Origin of the sequence: Citrobacter telavivensis, assembly GCF_041807075.1 — a bacterium.
Taxonomy (GTDB): Bacteria; Pseudomonadota; Gammaproteobacteria; order Enterobacterales; family Enterobacteriaceae; genus Citrobacter_A; species Citrobacter_A telavivensis.
On the sequence record NZ_JBGUBF010000001.1, the window covers coordinates 1,623,063 to 1,643,173 of the forward strand.

Below are 20,111 nucleotides of genomic sequence, written 5' to 3' on the forward strand. Positions count from 1 at the left end.
CAACGATCTTTTTAAAAATTACAGTCCATCAAGTCCGCGAATTGGCTTAATCGTTGACCAGGCGCGGCAGGAAGGACAATGCCAGTACAGCGTATAGGCGGTGAAACCGCATTTAGAGCAGCGGTAGCGTGGTTTGCTGCGCACCTGTTCGCCCACCATATCACGTAGCACCATCAGACTCTCTTTCGCACGGCCCTCTTCGGCTTCGTTAAGGTGATAATCCATCAGCTTATGGAAAACACGCATCGTCGGATGGCGCTGGAGCTGGCGGGTGATATAGACCTGTGCAGTCTCCGTCCCTTCGCGAGCCTCAAGAATATCGGCCAGCATCAGTTCTGCGGCAGCGCCGGTATTCTCTTCTACCGCACGGCGCAGGAATTCTGCCCATTCATCATTTTTGCCTAACTGTTGGTAGCAGGTCTGGAGCATTTCCAGCGTTTCGCTAACCAGTTCTTTATCCTGGGAAATCACCCGCTGGAGACATTCAACGGCCTTCGCATAATCGCCCTTCGCCATCCAGACACGGCCCATCATGATAGAGACCCTGGCGCTATTTTTATCCGCCGCGGCCCCTTTTTTCAGCAGCGTCATGGCGCGATCCATGTCGTCACTACCCATCTGCTGCAGCGCCAGTTCACAGTAAAAATGGGCGATTTCGATACGCTGCTTGTCTTTGCCCAGTTTGACCAGTCTTTCGGCAACCTCAATGGCCTTCTGCCAGTCGCTGGTCGCCTGATAGATCTGCAACAGTTGCTGCAACGCGCCTACGCGAAAATCGGTTTCATCGGTAAGCTGATTGAACATATCCTCCGCCCGGTCATACAAACCAGCGGCCATGTAATCACGGCCTAACTGCTGAACCGCCAGCAGTCGCTGTTCATAGGTCAGCGAGGCGCTTTCCATGAGGGTTTGGTGAATACGGATGGCGCGGTCAACTTCGCCGCGAGAACGAAACAGGTTTCCGAGGGTGAGATGAGCCTCAACGGTGCCGGTATCCTCTTTCAACATATCGAGGAACAGATCCACCGCTTTATCTTGTTGGTTGCTCAGGAGGAAGTTAACGCCCGCGACGTAATCGCGGGAAAGGCGGTTAGCTTCATCCTGTTTTGTTTGTTGCGCACTTCTGCGACCCATATACCAGCCATAGGCGGCAGCAACAGGTAAAAGCAGAAACAACAACTCCAGCATAAACGGTTATTCCTTCGCGACCGACGTACCAGGCGTCACCACAACGTCGGTCGCAGGCGAGAGCTGGTTTTCCAGTCGTTTAATTTTACGTTCAGCACGCACCAGAGAAACACGAACCCGCAGCCAGAAAAGACCGCAGATCAACCAACCAATGGCGAAACCTGCAGCGAACAAAACGGCCAGCAAGGTTGAGATACGATACTCGCCCTGGGCCAACAGATAATTAAACGTCACCTGTTGATCGTTCTGCGCACCCAATGTTACCGAGATAACAAATATCGCCAACACCAGTAAGAAAATGAGTAAATATTTCACATTACTTCCCGTTATGTGGTTTAAGCGAATAAATCGTGTTCAACTTACCGCATTTAGCCTTTTAAATTACCATTTTCACGGCGTCTGCGAAATGGGAAAGCAGTCGGCTATCGGATGATTTAAGGGCAAACCGGGTAAAATCAACCCCGGTCAGCCGTTTTGCTCGCGTTCGACAATCTCCTGCCTTTCTTCCGGCGGCGGCGTGAGCGGCCCGCAGAACCGCTGCGCAAGCCAGGTCGCCAGCGTTACCAGCGCCCAGGAGATTAGCGTCGCGACCACCAGATCGCGCGGCCAGTGCATGCCCAACAGCATACGACTGCCCATGACGCCCGTCGCCCACACCAGCAAAAGGGCAATCGTCATTGTCCGCCGGCGCGGCCACAATAACCCCACGGCGAGCAGCGCCCAGCTTGCGGCAAACATCGTGTGACCGGACGGAAACGCAAACCCGGTCTCTTTTTGCCAGTGCTGGCGTAAAAACAGCGGAATATCCTGCTGGGTTGAGAGTTGCGCCTTCACCAGGTCACTGCGATCCTTACGTTTTAAAGTGTAGAACTCATCAACCGGGATATGATGCGTTTTTTCCAGCCATATCACGAAAGGACGAGGTTCCTGTACCTGGTCCTTAACCCACGACTTGACGCCCTGACCCATCAGGATAGCACCCGCCAGAATGGTAAAAAGCATCACTGCTGCTTTAAGGCGAAAGCGTAAGCACCAGAGGAACCAGCCGCAAAGAATGACATGCGTGATAATGCCCCACGGTTGGGTGACCGTTTCCGTTATCCAGTACATCACTTTTAGCCATCCGGAATCCTGATCCGGTTGCCAGCGCCAGCCGGACACCCACACGGCAACGGGCATAATCAGCAATAATCCCGCACCAGCCGCAGTACGCTTTGCAATCGACAGCATGTATACCTCTTTGACGGATAAGTGCCACAATCATAACCGAAAAATTCCCTGTTCGGGGAAATTGACAGATTTGTGCCATTCGCATGACGATTGGGCGGCAGCGATTAGGTGAAGTCCGTTGCCTTATGGCAAAATAAGAAGATAAGCCAACAGGCAACGGCACTACATCGCGTGCCGGCATTATCTGGAGAAACACATGCAGCTTAAACGAGTGGCAGAAGCCAAACTGCCAACCCCATGGGGCGATTTCCTGATGGTGGGATTTGAAGAACTGGCAACCGGGCACGATCACGTCGCGTTAGTGTATGGTGATATTTCTGGTCAGACGCCGGTTCTGGCCCGTGTCCATTCAGAATGTCTGACGGGCGATGCCCTGTTCAGTCTGCGCTGCGACTGTGGTTTTCAGCTGGAAGCCGCCCTGACGCATATCGCGGAAGAAGGACGCGGAATTCTGCTTTATCATCGTCAGGAAGGACGTAACATTGGCCTGCTCAATAAGATTCGCGCCTACGCGTTGCAGGACCAGGGCTACGACACCGTAGAGGCCAATCATCAGTTGGGTTTTGCCGCAGATGAGCGTGATTTCACCCTCTGCGCCGATATGTTCAAGCTGCTGGGCGTTGATGAAGTGCGTCTGCTCACCAATAACCCGAAGAAAGTCGAAATTCTCAGTGAAGCGGGAATTAATATTGTGGAGCGGGTCCCGCTGATTGTTGGCCGTAATCCCAATAATGAACATTATCTGGATACCAAAGCCGCCAAGATGGGCCACCTGTTGAGTAAATAAGCAATGCGTTAAAAGCAATGCATTAAAAAAGCCTGCATCGTGTCATGCAGGCTTTTTTTTATCGCTTACTTCAGCATATTGCGAATCACATAATGCAAGATACCGTCGTTCTGGTAGTAGGTTAACTCGGTCGCCGTATCGATACGACAGCGGCACTGCACCACCGCTTTGTGCCCGTCAGCCCGGGTTAACGTCACCGGCACCGTCGCGCCAGGTTTCAGTTTTTGCAGATCGGCAATGTCGATTGCCTCTTCCCCGGTCAGCCCCAGCGTTTTTCGCGTCACACCCTGCGGAAATTCCAGAGGCAGGATACCCATCCCAATCAGGTTAGAGCGGTGGATTCGTTCGAACGACTCCGCGATGACCACGCGAATGCCCAGCAGTCGCGGCCCTTTAGCAGCCCAGTCACGACTGGAACCCGAACCGTACTCTTTGCCGGCAATCACCGCCAGCGGAATGTTCTCCTGCTGATACTGCATTGCCGCGTCATAGATAGACAGCACCTCCGTGCCGGGAAGATGCCGCGTCATTCCCCCTTCCACACCCGGCACCATTTCGTTACGGATGCGAATGTTGGCGAACGTGCCGCGCATCATCACCTCATGATTCCCACGTCGTGAGCCATAGGAGTTAAAGTCTTTGCGCTCCACGCCGCGGCTTTGCAGATAACGCCCGGCAGGACTGTCGGCCTTAATGCTCCCGGCAGGGGAAATGTGGTCGGTGGTCACCGAATCCCCCAGCATCGCCAGAATGCGCGCGCCGTGAATGTCGGTCACCGGTGCGGGCTGCGCCTGCATCTCGTCAAAAAACGGCGACAGGCGAATGTAGGTCGAATCGTTTTGCCAGCCGTAGGTGTCTGAGCGGTCAACGTTGATCGCTTTCCACTCTGGCGTCCCTTCGAACACTTCCGCATATTCTTTGTGGAACATCTCTGAGGAGACCAACGCCACCGCACGGGCAATTTCCTGCGCCGACGGCCAGATATCTTTCAGGTAGACCGGATCGCCTTTGCGGTCATGACCGAGCGGATCTTTCGCCAGGTTGATGTTCATGTTGCCCGCGAGGGCATAGGCGACCACCAGCGGCGGAGACGCCAGCCAGTTGGTTTTCACCAGCGGGTGGATACGACCTTCAAAGTTACGGTTGCCTGACAGCACGGCGCCAACGGTCAGATCGCCCTTCTTAATCGCGGTTTCGATAGGTTCCGGCAGCGGCCCTGAGTTACCAATACAGGTCGTGCAGCCATATCCCACCAGGTTAAAGCCCAGTTCATCGAGATACGGCGTCAGTTTCGCCTTGGCCAGATAATCCGACACCACTTTCGACCCCGGTGCCAGCGAGGCTTTCACCCACGGCTGGCGTTTCAGTCCCAACGTCACCGCGTTTTTCGCCAACAGACCCGCCGCCATCAGCACGCTCGGGTTAGAGGTGTTGGTGCAGGACGTTATCGCCGAAATCACCACAGCCCCGTCAGGGAGTTGGTATGACTGGCCGTTCAGCACGTACTCCACGGGTTGACGATCTTTCTGCGCGGTGTTCAGTTCCAGCTCACTGCTGGCGGCAAAGGCTTTCGGCACATCACCCAGCGCGACGCGATCCTGCGGACGTTTCGGTCCGGCAAGGCTCGCCTCGACATCATTCATATCCAGCGCCAGGGTACTGGTGAAGACCGGTTCATCGCCGGTGTTACGCCACATGCCCTGCACTTTCGCGTATTTCTCAACCAGTTCGATTTGATCTTCACTGCGCCCGCTCAAGCGCATGTAGTCTAACGTCACGCCATCGATCGGGAAGAAGCCGCAGGTCGCGCCATACTCCGGCGACATATTGGCGATGGTGGCGCGGTCAGCCAACGGTAAGGAGTCCAGGCCGTCGCCATAAAATTCGACAAATTTTCCGACCACGCCGTGCTTACGCAGCATCTGAGTGACGGTCAACACGAGATCCGTTGCGGTAATCCCCTCACGCAGTTTTCCGGTCAGTTTGAAGCCCACCACATCCGGGATCAGCATCGAAACAGGTTGTCCCAGCATCGCCGCTTCAGCCTCTATACCGCCCACGCCCCAGCCCAGAACGCCCAGACCGTTAATCATGGTGGTGTGTGAGTCAGTGCCGACCAGCGTATCCGGATAAGCCAGCCATTCACCGTCCTGCAGCTCGCTCCAGACCGCTTTGCCGAGGTATTCCAGGTTAACCTGGTGGCAAATGCCGGTTCCCGGCGGCACGACGCTAAAGCGACTGAAGGCCTGCTGGCCCCATTTCAGGAACACATAGCGCTCGTGGTTACGCTCCATTTCGAGGCGCACGTTCTCTTCGAACGCATCGTCATCGCCAAAATGGTCAACGGTCACGGAGTGGTCAATAACCAGATCCACCGGCGACAGGGGGTTCACTTTCGCAGTATCGCCGCCCAGGCGTTTCACCGCTTCGCGCATCGCGGCGAGATCCACCACCGCCGGAACGCCGGTAAAGTCCTGCATCAACACGCGAGCAGGACGGTAGGCAATCTCGCGATCGGCATGGGCGCGCTTTAGCCACCCTGCCAGCGCCTGGATATCCTCTTGTGTGACGGAATCGCCGTCCTGCCAACGCAACAGGTTTTCCAGTAAGACTTTCAGTGATTTGGGCAGACGGGTGATATCGCCCAGAGATTTCGCAGCCAGCGGCAGACTGTAGTAGTGGTAGGTTTTGTCTTTGGCCTGCAGTGTGTCCTTACTGGCTTCTCGTAGGGTTGACGACATAGCTCCTCCTTAATGACAGGGTTGCGATGCCCTGATTCTCTTCAGGGTGAATATTAAAGATAACACAAACACACTGTAACGTTTTGATAACAACCCGAATTGATAAAAGAGCAGAAACCGAACAATGGGGACAGAGGGTACAGACGCGAGGACGAACGAGTGTATGAAAGAGAGAAAACGAAAACCTCGCCGCAGCGAGGTTTGAGATTAATTCATCACCATCCAGAGCAGTTCAGCCCAAAAGAGCAGCGAGACGGAAAATGCGCCCATCCAGGACCAGTATTTCATATTTGCACTAAGCATCGGCTACACCCGTTTTTGTTTAATACATTGTGTTGAGACTTTCTCAACTATTTATTGCTGTGGTGTATATGTGAAAGCGTACCGCAATAATTTGTCAGTACAAAAAAACGGTAATAAGAATGGGGACGATTATTGTTTCTGTTGTTCGTCTTCGGCTTCGTCGAATAACGCAATAAATGCTTGCTGTTGTTGAGTCAACTTCCAGTTTTCGGGAACCGTTTTCACGCACGCGCCTTTTTTCGTTTCTCGCACCGTGTCACCAGAGTGACATGTGGGTAAAGACGTCTGTTGTGAGTCGTGAACAACCATGTTTACCCCCAGGCATTCCAGATCAACAGTGCAATCACGACCCAAAACAGCGCTGAGCCCAGGAAAACCGCAAGCCATGCTTTGCGTTTCATCTCAGGGTCCCGACGTGGTTCCTGGTTTTCAGACGGCATTGCTAACCTCATACAATCGACATCACTTATCATTTAAGCACCAACAATCGGTACAATTAATCATCAGATGAGACAAATCCTAATGAAACTTTAGTCAAAAATCCAGTGAATTTACGAATCGTTTCCAGTGAATAAATCAATCTTTTGATCGAAAATAAATATTTGGAATAGGAAATTTGCGAGGCGGGGAATAAGACACTACTTTACGACTGATTATCCATAACTCCCGTATGGATATTATTATTACGTCAGCCTTAATAAACAGAATTGTGATTTAATTAAAACTTTCGGTATCCCCTGCGAACAAAAGATACCGACTGTTTCTGCGGCAATTACTTTTCAGGCAATTTTATATCTTTAAACATCTCTTCAATTTCTTCATTCGAGCGCAATGCCACGGCGGTATCCACCACGTCACGCGTCAAATGCGGTGCGAAACGTTGAATGAAATCATACATGTAACTGCGCAGGAACGTGCTGCGACGGAAACCGATTTTGGTCGTGCTGTGGCTGAAGACATCGTGCGCATCCACGCGAACCAGATCCGGGTCCGACAGTGGATCAACCGCCATGCTGGCGATCACCCCTACCCCTAAGCCTAAACGCACGTAGGTTTTGATCACATCCGCATCAGTCGCCGTGAAAACAATACGTGGTGTCAGCCCTGCGCGGTTAAAGGCGGTATCCAGTTCGGAACGACCGGTAAAGCCAAAGGTGTACGTCACCAACGGATACTGCGCCAGTTCTTCAATAGACACTGAGGCTTTATTGGCGAGGGGATGTTCGGGCGTCACCACAATCGAGCGATTCCAGTGATAGCATGGCAGCATCACCAGATCGTCATACAGATGCAGCGCTTCCGTAGCGATGGCAAAATCGGCATTACCTTTCGAAACCGCCTCAGCAATCTGCGTCGGCGACCCCTGGTGCATATGCAACGACACGCGCGGATAGCGCTCTATAAAACCTTTAATCACGTTCGGCAACGCATAACGTGCCTGGGTATGTGTCGTCGCGATATAGAGTGAGCCTTTATCCGGCCAGGTGTGCTCACCGGCAACCGACTTTATCGCATCCACTTTGGAGAGCACTTCGCGCGCAATGCGGATTATCTCCTGGCCTGCTGGCGTCACCTGAGTCAGATGCTTACCGCTACGGGCAAAAATCTGGATGCCAAGTTCATCTTCCAGCATGCGGACCTGCTTACTGATACCCGGTTGCGAGGTATAAAGTCCTTCCGCGGTGGAGGAGACGTTAAGGTTGTGGTTAACCACCTCAACGATGTAGCGAAGCTGCTGTAATTTCATGTTAAACCATCCAGATTAGCGCCATCAGGTCATCGTTTCAGAGCAGGCTGAGGGGCGCTGCTAATACGATTTAATAATAAAAAAGCCATTAACTATAACCACTATATCATTAATAGCCAGACTGTATAGGGATGACTAAAAAATAATAAGCCCGCAATAAAAACAAAAAAAGGGCCGCTTACGCGACCCTCTTCACAACGACAGAACCGTGGGCGATTACTTCTTGCCTTCAACCCATTTGCCATCAACAAAGAAGGCTGACCAGCCGGTCGCTTTCCCGTCCTTTTCAGCAGCAACATACTGCTGCCTGGTCTTACGGCTAAAACGCACCAGCGTTTTATTGCCTTCAGGATCCTGCTGAGGCGCATCGGCCAGATAACGCAGTTTTTCCGGCAGGCGGTCACGGAAGCGGAACAACTCTTCCACCAGCGGCGCACGCGTTTCACGGGATTTCGGGAAGGTATTGGCGGCCAGGAACACCCCGGCGGCACCATCACGCAGCACGAAATACGCATCCGATTTTTCACACGGCAACTCTGGCAGCGGAACCGGATCTTCTTTCGGCGGCGCAACCTCACCGTTACGCAGGATTTTACGGGTGTTTTTGCACTCGTCGTTGGTACAGGCCATGTACTTACCGAAACGCCCCATCTTCAGGTGCATCTCAGAACCACATTTTTCGCACTCGACGATCGGACCGTCATACCCTTTGATGCGGAATTCGCCCTCTTCGATCTCGTAGCCGTCGCAGGTCGGGTTATTACCACAGACGTGCAGCTTACGCTTCGGATCGATCAGGTAGCTGTCCATCGCCGTGCCGCACTTCTGACAACGACGCTTGGCGCGCAGGGCATTGGTTTCCGCGTCATCACCTTCCAGCACGTTCAGGACTTCGTTTTCCGGCACCAGATTAATGGTGGTTTTGCAGCGCTCTTTCGGTGACAGCGCATAGCCGGAGCAACCGAGGAACACGCCGGTACTGGCGGTACGAATCCCCATTTTGCGCCCGCAGGTTGGGCAGTCGATGCTGGTCAACACCATCTGGTTCGGACGCATCCCCCCTTCTTCCGGATCCTTCTCAGCTTTGTCCAGCTGCTGAGTAAAATCACTGAAGAAGTTGTCGAGCACGCCTTTCCATTCGGTTTCGTGATTCGCGACCTGGTCGAGGCTGTTTTCCATCTGCGCGGTGAAATCGTAGTTCATCAGCTCGCGGAAATTCTCTTCCAGGCGGTCGGTGACAATCTCACCCATTTTTTCCGCATAGAAGCGACGGTTTTCCACGCGCACATAGCCACGATCCTGGATGGTCGAAATGATCGACGCATAGGTCGACGGACGGCCAATTCCGCGTTTTTCCAGCTCTTTCACCAGTGAGGCTTCGCTGAAGCGCGCCGGTGGTTTGGTGAAGTGCTGAGCCGGGGTCAGTTCAACCAGAGACAGCGCATCGCCTTTATTGACTGCCGGCAGCGTCCGGTCTTCGTCACCTTTACGCAGCGCTGGCATCACCTTCGTCCAGCCGTCGAAGCGAAGAATACGACCGCGCGCCTTCAGACGGAAATCACCCGCGCCAACGGTCAGCGTGGTGGAGTCGTACTGCGCCGGCGTCATCTGACAGGCGACAAACTGACGCCAGATCAGTTGATACAGTTTCTGCGCATCGGCTTCCATATCCTTCAGCGTTTCCGCCAGCACGGAGACATCAGAAGGACGAATCGCTTCGTGCGCTTCCTGTGAGTTTTCTTTGCTGGCGTACTGATTCGGACTTTCTGGCAGATATTTCTTGCCAAAATTGTCGCCGATATAACCGCGCACCATGTTTACGGCGTCCTGACTCAGGTTGGTCGAGTCGGTACGCATATAAGTGATGTAGCCCGCTTCGTACAGACGCTGCGCCATCATCATGGTCTTTTTCACACCAAAACCGAGACGCGTACTGGCCGCCTGTTGCAGGGTGGAGGTGATAAACGGCGCGCCCGGCTTGCTGCTGGTCGGCTTGTCTTCACGTTCCAGAACGCTGTAGCGCGCTTTCTCCAGCAGGTTCACCGCCGCAAGCGTCTGCTCGCGATTCACCGGACGGAACGGCTTATCGTTCTGATGGGTCACCTGCAAGGGCAGCGCGTCGCCGGAAGGCGTAGTGGTGTTGGCGTCAATTTCCCAGAACTCTTCCGGAACAAACGCTTTAATTTCGCGCTCACGCTCAACGACCAGACGCACCGCCACGGACTGTACGCGACCAGCTGACAGGCCGCGGGCAATCTTCTTCCACAACAGCGGCGAGACCATATACCCCACCACGCGGTCCATAAAGCGACGCGCCTGCTGAGCGTTTACTCGATCAATGTTCAGTTCGCCCGGCTTTTCAAATGCCTGACGAATCGCATTCTTCGTAATTTCGTTAAACACCACGCGACTGTAACGCGACTCATCACCACCGATCACTTCCCGCAGGTGCCATGCAATGGCTTCCCCTTCGCGGTCAAGGTCGGTTGCGAGATAGATGTGGTCGGCTTTTTCAGCCAGTTGTTTCAGTTCAGAGACGACCTTCTCTTTACCGGGCAGCACCTCATAGTGCGCGTCCCAGTTGTGCCACGGATCAACACCCATACGGTTGACGAGCGCGCCACGTTCATCCTTTTTGGGCTTTTTAGCCGTTTTGGTGGAGGTAGAGTCGGCGCTCTTTTTAGCTGCTGAGCCACTGGTCGGCAAATCACGGATATGACCAACGCTGGACTTAACCACGTAGTCATTACCCAGATACTTGTTGATCGTTTTGGCTTTTGCCGGGGACTCAACGATGACAAGAGCTTTACCCATATTCACCTTTACCTAATTTGATTCTTCCAGGAATGCGTCGCACATTGATACACCATCTACAGACGACGAGCCACGGATATGGTCCCTGCGTCTGTGGATATCAACCCTTTGTACTGACTCTGTACACTAAATAGCCAGGTGACTGAGTTAACAGGTTTTTTCGCACAGAGGCGCTATAGCACGACGGAATTTCGGTCGAATGTCAAGCAAATCTGTTGCCTGGTTGACGAAAGCGTCACACTGTACCTGATAAAATTCGTTACGCAACTTTATTAGCATGCAAAAACAAATCCTGCCAGTCAGCAAAGGTTGACAACCCCCTGATCACGCTCAGGGAATATTTGCCCAAAAGAGTCGGTCGGCGTAGACTAATGTCCTTGTTTAAGGAGTAAAAAATGCGCAAAGAGACACAACCTATCGATCGCGAAACGCTGTTGATTGAAGCCAACAAAATCATTCGTGAGCATGAAGATACGCTGGCCGGCATTGTTGCCACCGGTGTAACCCAGCGAAATGGGGTGTTGGTCTTCAGTGGGGATTACTTTTTAGACGAGCAAGGTTTACCCACGCCAAAGAGCACTGCCGTGTTCAATATGTTTAAACATCTGGCGCATGTGCTTTCTGAAAAGTATCACCTGATCGATTAAAGCAAAAACGCGAGGCTTCAGGCCTCGCGTTTTTCGTTAATATGGCTTTTTACATCAGCGGTTTTTGTCCGCGCTGCCACCAGCGCAGTAGCAGACGGTCGGCACTTTCAGCGGCACTGCCGGTTACGCGATCCACCAGTTTCTTACGCTGCAGATAACGAACGTTAAACACCTCTCGCCCTTCCATTAATCCCAGGATCACCTCGTCGCTGGTATTTATCTCATCAATGAGTCCTTTGTCCAGCGCCTGCTGTCCATACCAGTGTTCACCGGTGGCGACCTGCTCAATGTCCAGAGTCGGACGCATACGATGAACAAAATCTTTAAACAGGAGATGGGTTTCGTTCAAATCCTCACGAAATTTCTGCCGCCCTTCTTCAGTGTTCTCACCCAACAGCGTCAGGGTCCGCTTGTATTGTCCGGCGGTATGTAACTCGATATCGATATCCTTTCCTTTCAGGAAGCGGTTGAAGTTGGGGATCTGCGCGACCACGCCAATTGAGCCGACAATCGCAAAGGGGGCCGAGACAATTTTGTCCGCCACGCAGGCCATCATGTAACCGCCACTCGCCGCGACCTTGTCCACCGTCACGGTCAGCGGGATGTTCTTATCGCGTAAGCGTTGCAGTTGTGATGCGGCGAGACCATAGCCGTGGACAACGCCGCCGGGACTTTCCAGACGCACTACCACCTGATCCTGCGGTTTCACCACCGCCAGAACGGCCGTCACCTCTTCACGCAGCGAACTGACTTCGTGGGCATCCATGCTGCCTTTGAAATCCAGCACCCAGACGCGCGGCTTATCCGACGTGTCGCTGTCGCCCTGCTTCGCTTTTACTTTCGCGGCTTTCGCTTCCAGCTTGTGCTTTTTCTTTTGTGCTTTATGCCAGAGTTTCTGTTGATGGCTATCCAGCAACGCCATCGCCAGTTCATCCTTCATCTCTATATATTGTTCGCTGAGGTTGGTAACCCGCAGTTCGCCACGCTGGCGCTTACGTTGGGCAACATTCACGATAATGATGGCTATCGCCGCGATAGCCAGTACAACGGTGACGATTTTTGCTAAAAACAACCCATATTCAGACAACAATTCCACACGTTCCACCTTGGTTAAACAACTTAGCGTCGGCTCAGTGTACATCAGGCGTAATGCGTCGTCTCGCGGGATATGCGGATGGACAAAAGTATGACAAAGTGTTCATTTTAGGGCGTTATCGCCGTTGGCTGATTGAAATTGGGTCCTGTTTCAGGCATAAACCCGACACACCAACGAGAAGCAGAGCGACCAGGCATGTCGCCGAGGAGTCCCCATGCATTATCAACCGAAACAAGACCTTTTGCAGGATCGCATCATTCTGGTGACCGGCGCCAGCGATGGCATTGGCCGGGAAGCGGCCCTGACCTACGCCCGTTACGGCGCCAGCGTTATTTTGCTAGGCCGTAATGATGAGAAATTGCGCCACGTCGCCGAAATGATTGCCCAGCAAACAGGGCGTCAGCCATCGTGGTTTACGCTTGATCTGTTAACCTGTACCGCTGATGATTGTCATCAACTGGCGCAGCGCGTCGCCGGACAGTATCCACGTCTGGACGGCGTCCTGCACAATGCCGGATTACTGGGCGACGTCTGCCCGATTATCGAGCAGGACCCGCAGGTCTGGCAACAGGTGATGCAGGTCAACGTCAACGCGACGTTTATGCTGACCCAGGCATTGCTTCCTTTATTACTTAAGTCAGATTCCGGATCGTTAGTCTTCACCTCCTCCAGCGTAGGCCAACAAGGCCGCGCCAACTGGGGAGCCTACGCGGCCTCTAAATTTGCCACCGAAGGAATGATGCAGGTGCTGGCGGACGAGTATCAAAACCGCCCGCTGCGCGTGAATTGCATCAACCCGGGCGGCACGCGTACCGGAATGCGCGCCAACGCCTTTCCGACGGAAGATCCGCAAAAGCTCAAAACACCCGCCGATATTATGCCGCTGTATCTGTGGCTAATGGGCGATGACAGCCGCCGCAAGACCGGCATGACCTTCGACGCCCAACCGGGCCGCAAACCAGGAATCGCCCAATGAGTGAAGAACGTTATCAACAGCGCCAGCAGCGCGTGAAGGACCGGGTTGATGCCCGGGTAGCCCAGGCTCAGGATGAGCGCGGTATCGTGATTGTTTTCACCGGCAACGGGAAAGGGAAAACCACCGCCGCCTTCGGCACGGCCACCCGCGCGGTGGGACACGGTAAAAAGGTCGGTGTCGTGCAGTTTATCAAGGGAACCTGGCCCAACGGCGAGCGTAACCTGCTGGAACCGCACGGCGTCGAATTTCAGGTGATGGCGACCGGGTTTACCTGGGAAACACAGAACCGCGAGGCCGACACGGCGGCCTGTCTGGCAGTATGGGAGCACGGCAAGCGAATGCTTGCCGACCCGCAACTGGACATGGTGGTGCTGGACGAGTTGACCTACATGGTGGCGTATGACTATCTGCCGCTTGAAGAGGTGATTAGCGCGTTGAATGCGCGACCGTCTCACCAGACGGTGATTATCACCGGTCGTGGCTGCCATCGGGATATTCTCGAGCTGGCCGATACCGTCAGTGAACTGCGTCCGGTCAAACATGCTTTTGAGGCAGGGGTCAAAGCCCAGATGGGTATCGACTACTGATCCGGGGCGGATAATGCGCTTGCGGTGCCATCCGGCACCGCGCAATTGCCTGATGGCGCTACGCTTATCAGGCCTACAAAAGCGTTAACCGTTGTTATTCCGACCGCCAGCACGGCGACCGCCGCTCACCTGGCTGTGACGCTTCACCGCACGACGAATCTGATTCGCCTTCATGCGACGACGATCTTTCTCCACCGCCACTTTCGAGGTGGTTTCCGGCTCCAGTTCTACCAGTTCGCGCAGATAGTTGGTCTGCGCGAGATCCAGTTCCGTCCAGCCGCCGCGCGGCAGGCCTTTCGGCAGCGGAATATCACCATAGCGCACGCGGATCAGGCGGCTTACCTGCACGCCAACGGCTTCCCACAGGCGACGCACTTCACGGTTGCGCCCTTCGGTCAGGGTGACGTTGTACCACTGGTTGATCCCTTCGCCACCGCTGAACTTGATGGTTTTAAACGCCGCCGGGCCATCTTCCAGTTGAACGCCACGGCTCAGATCGCGCAGTTTAGCGTCGTCGACCTGGCCAAAGACGCGCACCGCGTATTCACGTTCAACTTCACGGCTCGGGTGCATCAAACGGTTCGCCAGTTCACCATCGGTGGTGAACAACAGCAGACCGCAGGTATTGACGTCCAGACGCCCTACCGCAATCCAGCGCGCGCCGCGCAGTTTCGGTAAGCGATCGAAGACGGTAGGACGACCTTCCGGATCGTTACGCGTACACAGTTCGCCTTCCGGCTTGTAATAGGCCAGAACGCGACAAATTTGTTCCGCCGACTCTTTCACCGAAATCAGGTGACCGTCGATACGAATTTTCAGACCGGGCGTCACTTCAACGCGATCGCCAAGCGTGGCGATTTTGCCGTCTACACTGACGCGACCTGCTGCAATGATGGATTCAATTTCACGGCGGGAGCCGTGGCCAGCACGCGCCAGCACTTTCTGTAACTTTTCGCTCATAGAGCTTCCTTTAGCTGTCGCCTTCACAGGCGTCGAACAGGAGAATCAACGGCGCTTCTCAGCGCCATTTTAAGGCCGCGTAGTATACAGAGTTGCGCCCTTATAAGAAAGGTTTAACGTCTCCGACACCTTCGCGCAAGACAACCGGGGAATCATCCGTTAAATCGATCACCGTCGTCGGCTGTTGGCCCAGATAGCCGCCGTGAATAATCAGGTCCACCTGTTTTTCCAGTCGGTCTTTAATTTCTTCCGGATCGGATTCGGTAAAATCACTGCCCGGCAACATCAGCGAGGTGGAGAGCATTGGCTCGCCCAGCGTCTGCAACAGTTCAAGCGCGATCGGGTTCGACGGCACGCGCAGACCGATGGTCTTACGTTTTTCCTGCAACAACCGACGCGGCACCTCTTTCGTCCCTTTCAGAATGAAAGTGTAATTGCCTGGCGTATTGTTCTTGATCAGGCGAAAAGCCACGTTGTCGACAAACGAATAGGTCGACAGTTCGGACAAGTCGCGACACATCAGGGTGAAGTTGTGCCCATCCGGTAACTGGCGAATGCGGCAAATCCGCTCCATCGCGCCTTTGTCTTCAATTTTACAACCGAGCGCGTAACCGGAATCGGTTGGATACACAATCACCCCGCCCTTACGCACAATCTCAACCGCCTGGTTGATCAGGCGCTGCTGTGGGTTATCAGGATGAATATAAAAAAACTGGCTCATACTTCCCTCACTGTGGTGTTCTGCGGCTGTTCCCACGTCTGCCAGACGCCTTCAACGCCTGCCGGCAGCCAGAGCTTGCGGCCCAACTCGATCCACGGACAAGGCTGATGAAAATCAGATCCTTGCGATGCCCATAGCTGATGCTGGCGGGCAAGCGTGGCCAGTTGCGTGCGCTCATTGGGGGACTGTTGGCACTGCGCAACTTCCATCGCATCACCGTGATGTTGCGCAAAATACGCCACCAGCCTTTTCAGCCACTTAGCGCTAAGATCGTACCGACCTGGATGAGCCAGTACGGCCTTACCGCCAGAATGATGAATGACATCAATAGCTTGTTCTATTGTACACCACTGTGGCGGAACGTATCCTGTTTTCCCGCGCGCGAGATACTTTTTAAAGACATCCGCCATGGTGGTCGCTTTGCCGCACTCCACCAGGTAACGGGCAAAATGACCGCGGGTAACCGCACCGCCGTCGGCCAGGCGCAATGCGCCTTCCCACGCGCCAGTGATATGCGCTTTTTCCAGTCGGTCGGCGATGAGTCGCGCACGCTGTTGCCGTCGTTCCGTCTGTTGCGCCAGAAACGCGCACATCGCCGGATTTTCAATGTCGATGTTCAGACCCACAATATGAATTTCGTGATTCTCCCAGACCGTTGAGATCTCAACGCCGGGGATCAGGTTCAGCGCCAGGCCAGAACGTGAAATTTCTTCGCTTGCCGCGGGAATAGCGGCTGTGGTGTCATGGTCGGTAATCGCCAGCGTGCCAACGCGCATCTCGACGGCGCGGTGAACTAACGCTTCTGGCGTCAGTCGTCCATCGGATGCCGTTGTGTGACTGTGCAGGTCATAAATCACTGCATAATTCGTGTCGCTCAAGGCGAACTCCCGTCTCTCAAAAATAATCTTTCCTGCGCATCATAACGGTTCCAGCAAATTTACTGAAATCAGGTGTTGACAATAACCCATCGAACTAGTTAACTAGTACGAAAGTTCACAAGCAAAAGGGTATCGAAATGAAAGCAACATTTGTTCTGCACGGTGGGTGGCGCACTTCCTGATTTCGGGCAGTGTATTTCGCGTGTAGATCGCCACCAGATACCCGGCCCGCCAACAGAGCGGGCTTTTTTTTGAACAAAATTAATGAGAACAACAATGCAGACATCAAAACCGACACTCGAACTCATTACCTGCGATGCCGCCTATCGTAAAAACCCGACGGAGTTGTTCCATCAGGTTTGCGGCGATCGTCCGGCAACGCTGCTGCTGGAATCGGCAGATATCGACAGCAAAGACGATCTCAAAAGCCTGTTGCTGGTGGATAGCGCGTTGCGCATTACCGCCGTCGGTGACACTGTCACCATTCAGGCCTTAACCGACAACGGTGCAGCGCTGCTGACGCTGCTGGATGCGGCATTGCCTGCCGGTGTTGAGAATGAACATCAGGAGTCGGGACGCGTGCTGCGTTTCCCGGCGGTCAGCCCGTTATTAGACGAGGACGCGCGTCTGTGCGCACTCTCTGTATTTGACGCCTTCCGCCTGCTGCAGGAGCTGGTCAACGTCCCGGCGCAGGAGCGCGAAGCGATGTTCTTCGGCGGCCTGTTTGCTTACGATCTGGTTGCCGGTTTTGAAGATTTACCGCAGCTTGAGGCAGGCAACCGCTGCCCGGACTACTGTTTCTATCTGGCGGAAACGCTGATGGTTATCGACCACCAGAAACAAAGCACCCGTATTCAGGCCAGTCTGTTCAGCGATAACAGCGCCGAGAAACAGCGCCTCACCGCGCGACTGGCCCGTCTTAGCCAGCAACTGACAGAACCAGCACCGCCGCTGCCGGTCATTCCTGTGCCGCAGATGCGCTGCGAATGCAATCAGAGCGATGAAGAATTTGGCGCAGTGGTACGCTCAATGCAAAAAGCGATTCGTGCCGGGGAAATTTTCCAGGTCGTCCCGTCACGCCGCTTTTCTCTGCCCTGCCCGTCGCCGCTGGCGGCCTATTATGTGCTGAAGAAAAGCAATCCCAGCCCGTACATGTTCTTTATGCAGGACAATGATTTCACCCTGTTTGGCGCGTCGCCGGAAAGCTCGCTGAAATACGATGCCACCAGCCGTCAGATTGAAATCTACCCGATTGCCGGCACGCGTCCTCGCGGTCGTCGCGCCGACGGTTCGCTGGATCGCGACCTCGACAGCCGCATTGAGCTGGAGATGCGCACCGATCATAAAGAACTTTCCGAACACCTGATGCTGGTTGACCTGGCGCGTAACGATCTCGCCCGCATCTGTACGCCGGGCAGCCGCTATGTGGCTGACCTGACCAAGGTTGACCGTTATTCCTACGTCATGCACCTGGTTTCCCGCGTGGTCGGCGAACTGCGCAGCGATCTCGATGTACTGCACGCCTACCGCGCCTGCATGAATATGGGCACGCTCAGTGGCGCACCGAAAGTGCGGGCGATGCAGCTGATTGCTGAAGCCGAAGGTCGCCGACGCGGTAGCTACGGCGGTGCAGTCGGTTACTTCACCGCGCACGGCGATCTGGATACCTGCATTGTTATTCGTTCAGCCCTGGTGGAAGACGGTATCGCCACCGTCCAGGCCGGCGCAGGTATTGTGCTCGATTCTGTTCCCCAGTCCGAAGCCGACGAAACCCGTAATAAAGCGCGCGCGGTCCTGCGTGCCATTGCCACCGCGCACCACGCACAGGAGACTTTCTGATGGCTGATATTCTGCTGCTCGATAACATCGACTCATTTACCTATAACCTGGCAGATCAGCTGCGTACCAACGGTCACAACGTGGTGATTTACCGTAACCATATTCCGGCCCAGACCCTGATTGAGCGTCTGGCAACCATGAAGAACCCGGTTCTGGTCCTTTCTCCCGGCCCTGGCGTGCCCAGTGAAGCGGGCTGTATGCCGGAACTGCTGACGCGCCTGCGCGGTAAGCTGCCGATTATCGGCATCTGCCTGGGACATCAGGCGATTGTCGAAGCCTATGGCGGCTACGTCGGCCAGGCCGGCGAGATCCTGCACGGTAAGGCGTCCAGCATTGAACACGATGGACAGGCGATGTTTGCCGGTCTGACAAATCCGCTGCCGGTTGCACGCTATCATTCACTCATCGGCAGCAACGTTCCCGCAGGCCTGACCATTAACGCCCATTTTAACGGCATGGTGATGGCGGTACGTCACGACGCCGATCGCGTTTGCGGTTTACAGTTCCATCCGGAGTCCATTCTGACCACTCAGGGCGCACGCCTGCTCGAGCAGACGCTGGCCTGGGCGCAGCAGAAGCTGGAGCCGACCAATACGCTGCAGCCGATCCTCGAAAAACTGTATCAGGCGCAAACCCTGAGTCAGCAGGAGAGTCATCAGCTGTTCTCCGCCGTCGTGCGCGGCGAACTGAAGCCGGAACAGTTGGCTGCCGCCCTGGTCAGCATGAAAATTCGCGGTGAACATCCGAATGAAATTGCTGGTGCGGCAACCGCCTTACTGGAAAACGCCGCACCGTTCCCGCGCCCTGACTATCTGTTCGCCGATATTGTCGGTACCGGCGGTGACGGGAGTAACAGCATTAATATCTCAACCGCCAGCGCGTTTGTTGCTGCGGCGTGCGGCCTGAAGGTCGCTAAACACGGCAACCGCAGCGTCTCCAGTAAATCCGGTTCGTCAGACCTGCTGGCCGCCTTCGGCATCAATCTCGATATGAATGCCGACAGATCGCGTCAGGCGCTGGACGACTTGGGCGTCTGCTTCCTGTTTGCACCGAAATACCACACTGGTTTCCGCCACGCGATGCCGGTACGTCAGCAGTTGAAAACCCGTACGCTGTTCAACGTGCTGGGGCCATTGATTAACCCGGCGCACCCGCCGCTGGCGCTGATTGGCGTCTACAGCCCGGAACTGGTTCTGCCGATTGCCGAAACCCTGCGGGTGCTGGGTTACCAGCGTGCTGCGGTCGTGCACAGCGGCGGAATGGATGAAGTCTCCCTGCATGCGCCGACCATTGTGGCGGAGCTGCATGACGGCGAGATCAAAAGCTATCAGTTGACGGCGGACGACTTCGGCCTGACCCCTTACCATCAGGAACAGCTGGCAGGCGGTACGCCGGAAGAAAACCGTGACATTCTGACACGCTTACTACAAGGTAAAGGTGACGCCGCCCACGAGGCTGCCGTTGCCGCAAACGTCGCAATGTTGATGCGACTGCATGGTGAAGAAGATCTCAAGGCTAATGCGCAAACCGTTCTCGAGGTATTGCACAGTGGTTCCGCTTATGACCGAGTCACCGCTCTGGCGGCAAGAGGATAAAT

At 54.6% G+C, this 20,111-nt stretch carries 19 protein-coding genes and 1 other annotated feature; of the genes, 6 read left to right on the top strand and 13 right to left on the bottom strand.

What is annotated here, in order from left to right:
* Positions 1-18 precede the first annotated feature (18 nt).
* The 3 genes from lapB to pgpB all read right to left on the bottom strand — a co-directional run bounded on the left by lapB (position 19) and on the right by pgpB (position 2,418).
* Positions 19-1,188, bottom strand: coding sequence for a lipopolysaccharide assembly protein LapB (gene lapB, locus ACERJC_RS07690; RefSeq protein WP_286633399.1), 1,170 nt, complete (start codon positions 1,186-1,188; stop codon positions 19-21).
* 6 nt (positions 1,189-1,194) lie between these two features.
* A complete protein-coding gene (gene lapA, locus ACERJC_RS07695; protein WP_152404382.1) occupies positions 1,195-1,503 on the bottom strand; it encodes a lipopolysaccharide assembly protein LapA in 309 nt (102 codons plus the stop codon).
* Between the two features lie 150 nt (positions 1,504-1,653).
* Positions 1,654-2,418 (bottom strand): phosphatidylglycerophosphatase B, encoded by a 765-nt coding sequence (gene pgpB / locus ACERJC_RS07700; protein ID WP_373671400.1) that lies wholly within the window; start codon positions 2,416-2,418, stop codon positions 1,654-1,656.
* A gap of 196 nt (positions 2,419-2,614) precedes the next feature.
* On the opposite strand from pgpB, the gene ribA reads away from it, so the two are divergent.
* The gene (ribA, locus tag ACERJC_RS07705) at positions 2,615-3,205 is read left to right on the top strand and encodes a GTP cyclohydrolase II (RefSeq protein WP_042318727.1); all 591 of its coding nucleotides are present in this window, start codon (positions 2,615-2,617) and stop codon (positions 3,203-3,205) included.
* 65 nt (positions 3,206-3,270) lie between these two features.
* On the opposite strand, the gene acnA is transcribed toward ribA, so the two are convergent.
* From acnA to topA, 6 genes are all read right to left on the bottom strand, one after another.
* Positions 3,271-5,946 carry an aconitate hydratase AcnA gene (gene acnA, locus ACERJC_RS07710; RefSeq protein WP_373671401.1) on the bottom strand — a complete coding sequence of 892 codons (2,676 nt, stop codon included), beginning with the start codon at positions 5,944-5,946 and terminating at the stop codon, positions 3,271-3,273.
* A gap of 207 nt (positions 5,947-6,153) precedes the next feature.
* On the bottom strand, positions 6,154-6,249 hold the full coding sequence (gene ymiC / locus ACERJC_RS07715) for a small membrane protein YmiC (protein WP_373671402.1): 96 nt from the start codon (positions 6,247-6,249) through the stop codon (positions 6,154-6,156).
* A gap of 129 nt (positions 6,250-6,378) precedes the next feature.
* Positions 6,379-6,636, bottom strand: a complete 258-nt coding sequence (locus ACERJC_RS25555; RefSeq protein WP_507161364.1) for a YciX family protein — start codon at positions 6,634-6,636, stop codon at positions 6,379-6,381.
* The gene (locus ACERJC_RS07720) at positions 6,561-6,722 is read right to left on the bottom strand and encodes a YmiA family putative membrane protein (protein WP_090050391.1); all 162 of its coding nucleotides are present in this window, start codon (positions 6,720-6,722) and stop codon (positions 6,561-6,563) included. Before ACERJC_RS07720 ends, ACERJC_RS25555 begins: the two co-directional genes overlap by 76 nt.
* 299 nt (positions 6,723-7,021) lie before the next feature.
* Positions 7,022-7,996 (bottom strand): HTH-type transcriptional regulator CysB, encoded by a 975-nt coding sequence (cysB, locus tag ACERJC_RS07725; protein WP_152404376.1) that lies wholly within the window; start codon positions 7,994-7,996, stop codon positions 7,022-7,024.
* A gap of 216 nt (positions 7,997-8,212) precedes the next feature.
* Positions 8,213-10,810, bottom strand: coding sequence for a type I DNA topoisomerase (gene topA, locus ACERJC_RS07730; RefSeq protein WP_373671403.1), 2,598 nt, complete (start codon positions 10,808-10,810; stop codon positions 8,213-8,215).
* Positions 10,811-11,205: 395 nt separating this feature from the next.
* Between topA and ACERJC_RS07735 the strand changes: the two genes are divergently transcribed.
* Positions 11,206-11,457 (top strand): YciN family protein, encoded by a 252-nt coding sequence (locus ACERJC_RS07735; protein WP_042318668.1) that lies wholly within the window; start codon positions 11,206-11,208, stop codon positions 11,455-11,457.
* Positions 11,458-11,506: 49 nt separating this feature from the next.
* Here the strand turns inward: ACERJC_RS07735 and sohB are convergent, their stop codons facing one another.
* The gene (gene sohB / locus ACERJC_RS07740) at positions 11,507-12,553 is read right to left on the bottom strand and encodes a protease SohB (protein WP_373671404.1); all 1,047 of its coding nucleotides are present in this window, start codon (positions 12,551-12,553) and stop codon (positions 11,507-11,509) included.
* 214 nt (positions 12,554-12,767) lie between these two features.
* Between sohB and ACERJC_RS07745 the strand changes: the two genes are divergently transcribed.
* Both ACERJC_RS07745 and cobO read left to right on the top strand, forming a co-directional pair.
* On the top strand, positions 12,768-13,529 hold the full coding sequence (locus ACERJC_RS07745) for a YciK family oxidoreductase (RefSeq protein ID WP_373671405.1): 762 nt from the start codon (positions 12,768-12,770) through the stop codon (positions 13,527-13,529).
* A complete protein-coding gene (cobO, locus tag ACERJC_RS07750; protein WP_042318665.1) occupies positions 13,526-14,116 on the top strand; it encodes a cob(I)yrinic acid a,c-diamide adenosyltransferase in 591 nt (196 codons plus the stop codon). The genes ACERJC_RS07745 and cobO overlap by 4 nt, the downstream gene beginning before the upstream one ends.
* An 84-nt stretch (positions 14,117-14,200) precedes the next feature.
* On the opposite strand, the gene rluB is transcribed toward cobO, so the two are convergent.
* From rluB to rnm, 3 genes are all read right to left on the bottom strand, one after another.
* Complete coding sequence (gene rluB / locus ACERJC_RS07755; RefSeq protein WP_043000531.1) at positions 14,201-15,076, bottom strand: 23S rRNA pseudouridine(2605) synthase RluB; 876 nt, start codon at positions 15,074-15,076, stop codon at positions 14,201-14,203.
* Positions 15,077-15,176: 100 nt separating this feature from the next.
* The gene (locus ACERJC_RS07760) at positions 15,177-15,797 is read right to left on the bottom strand and encodes an L-threonylcarbamoyladenylate synthase (RefSeq protein WP_043000530.1); all 621 of its coding nucleotides are present in this window, start codon (positions 15,795-15,797) and stop codon (positions 15,177-15,179) included.
* On the bottom strand, positions 15,794-16,675 hold the full coding sequence (gene rnm, locus ACERJC_RS07765; protein ID WP_152404364.1) for an RNase RNM: 882 nt from the start codon (positions 16,673-16,675) through the stop codon (positions 15,794-15,796). Before rnm ends, ACERJC_RS07760 begins: the two co-directional genes overlap by 4 nt.
* Before the next feature lie 158 nt (positions 16,676-16,833).
* Positions 16,834-16,928 (top strand) — a sequence feature (Trp leader region).
* 23 nt (positions 16,929-16,951) lie between these two features.
* Between rnm and ACERJC_RS07770 the strand changes: the two genes are divergently transcribed.
* Positions 16,952-18,514: an anthranilate synthase component I gene (locus ACERJC_RS07770; protein WP_373671406.1), complete on the top strand. Its 1,563-nt coding sequence runs from the start codon at positions 16,952-16,954 to the stop codon at positions 18,512-18,514.
* Positions 18,514-20,109 carry a bifunctional anthranilate synthase glutamate amidotransferase component TrpG/anthranilate phosphoribosyltransferase TrpD gene (trpD, locus tag ACERJC_RS07775; RefSeq protein WP_042318656.1) on the top strand — a complete coding sequence of 532 codons (1,596 nt, stop codon included), beginning with the start codon at positions 18,514-18,516 and terminating at the stop codon, positions 20,107-20,109. The genes ACERJC_RS07770 and trpD overlap by 1 nt, the downstream gene beginning before the upstream one ends.
* The last annotated feature ends 2 nt before the right edge of the window (positions 20,110-20,111 follow it).

Coding starts and splice junctions, on each gene's coding strand:
- lapB (WP_286633399.1), bottom strand. CDS start 1,188: ATGCTGGAGTTGTTGTTTCTGCTTTTACCTGTTGCTGCCGCCTATGGC.
- rluB (WP_043000531.1), bottom strand. CDS start 15,076: ATGAGCGAAAAGTTACAGAAAGTGCTGGCGCGTGCTGGCCACGGCTCC.
- ribA (WP_042318727.1), top strand. CDS start 2,615: ATGCAGCTTAAACGAGTGGCAGAAGCCAAACTGCCAACCCCATGGGGC.
- cysB (WP_152404376.1), bottom strand. CDS start 7,996: ATGAAATTACAGCAGCTTCGCTACATCGTTGAGGTGGTTAACCACAAC.
- pgpB (WP_373671400.1), bottom strand. CDS start 2,418: ATGCTGTCGATTGCAAAGCGTACTGCGGCTGGTGCGGGATTATTGCTG.
- ymiC (WP_373671402.1), bottom strand. CDS start 6,249: ATGCTTAGTGCAAATATGAAATACTGGTCCTGGATGGGCGCATTTTCC.
- ACERJC_RS07745 (WP_373671405.1), top strand. CDS start 12,768: ATGCATTATCAACCGAAACAAGACCTTTTGCAGGATCGCATCATTCTG.
- acnA (WP_373671401.1), bottom strand. CDS start 5,946: ATGTCGTCAACCCTACGAGAAGCCAGTAAGGACACACTGCAGGCCAAA.
- topA (WP_373671403.1), bottom strand. CDS start 10,810: ATGGGTAAAGCTCTTGTCATCGTTGAGTCCCCGGCAAAAGCCAAAACG.
- cobO (WP_042318665.1), top strand. CDS start 13,526: ATGAGTGAAGAACGTTATCAACAGCGCCAGCAGCGCGTGAAGGACCGG.
- ACERJC_RS07735 (WP_042318668.1), top strand. CDS start 11,206: ATGCGCAAAGAGACACAACCTATCGATCGCGAAACGCTGTTGATTGAA.
- ACERJC_RS25555 (WP_507161364.1), bottom strand. CDS start 6,636: ATGGCTTGCGGTTTTCCTGGGCTCAGCGCTGTTTTGGGTCGTGATTGC.
- trpD (WP_042318656.1), top strand. CDS start 18,514: ATGGCTGATATTCTGCTGCTCGATAACATCGACTCATTTACCTATAAC.
- ACERJC_RS07770 (WP_373671406.1), top strand. CDS start 16,952: ATGCAGACATCAAAACCGACACTCGAACTCATTACCTGCGATGCCGCC.
- ACERJC_RS07760 (WP_043000530.1), bottom strand. CDS start 15,797: ATGAGCCAGTTTTTTTATATTCATCCTGATAACCCACAGCAGCGCCTG.
- ACERJC_RS07720 (WP_090050391.1), bottom strand. CDS start 6,722: ATGATAAGTGATGTCGATTGTATGAGGTTAGCAATGCCGTCTGAAAAC.